This window comes from Photobacterium japonica, assembly GCF_050337005.1.
GTDB lineage: Bacteria > Pseudomonadota > Gammaproteobacteria > Enterobacterales > Vibrionaceae > Photobacterium > Photobacterium japonica.
In genome coordinates, this window is the sequence record NZ_JAKJSN010000136.1 from 1 (window position 1) to 755 (window position 755).

Annotated in this window: 2 protein-coding genes; both read right to left on the reverse strand. The window is 31.4% G+C overall.

Annotated elements, in window-relative coordinates:
* Positions 1-24: 24 nt before the first annotated feature.
* Entirely contained in the window at positions 25-441 is a 417-nt protein-coding gene (locus L4C36_RS23850) for a hypothetical protein (protein ID WP_428480218.1), read from the reverse strand.
* An 89-nt stretch (positions 442-530) separates the two neighbouring features.
* Positions 531-755: N-acetyltransferase (locus tag L4C36_RS23855; protein WP_489685897.1), on the reverse strand; the 225-nt coding region annotated here is incomplete at its 5' end.

Sequence of the window (755 nt, forward strand, 5' to 3'; positions counted from 1 at the left end):
CAGGATTATTGAACCACACCGCTCTCATAATGTATTTTTATGAGACATTTTTTCATAAAATCCAATCAAAAAAACAAATATAAATGGCACTAAGAAATACAATAAAACAAATGTTTTTACTGTAAATTCATCCAACATGTAAAAAACAACATTGATAGACAAACCCAACAGAAAACCAAATGTCAGTACGATGATTTTTCTCATCCCTGATAGACTGCAGCCACTTTTATAAACATGAATATAATCAGATATAACAATCGCAAATGCTGAGAGAAAAGACAAATAAGCTATTGCTACAGTCATTATGATAAAACTACCTGTGCAACCCACTTTTGAATCACAATTCAAATCTAAAATTAGGTATTGAGTAAAGACAATGAGTAAACTAGGAAAAAAAGCAATAAAAAAGAAAACAACGCCGAGCCTAATACTATTAATCACTCAAACCTCAATTCAACATAATAAAAACAACATAACCATCACTGATATGTCAGATTCGAGCATTAAACTATTGATGCTGGAACCATTTTTTAGTTACACAGTTCACGATACAGCACTAAGCAATTGTATTCTTTATCAAACTCCGTTTCTTGTTCGAACGCTCGAATTTTAGTAAATCCTTGTTTAAACCAAAACTTAAAAGCCTTTATGTTCTCGGCATAGACATTAAGACCGACCCTCTCTATTTTTGTATATTTACATACGTGATAAATTACATTCTCAACGATTTCACTACCTAGTCCACTGTTTTGATA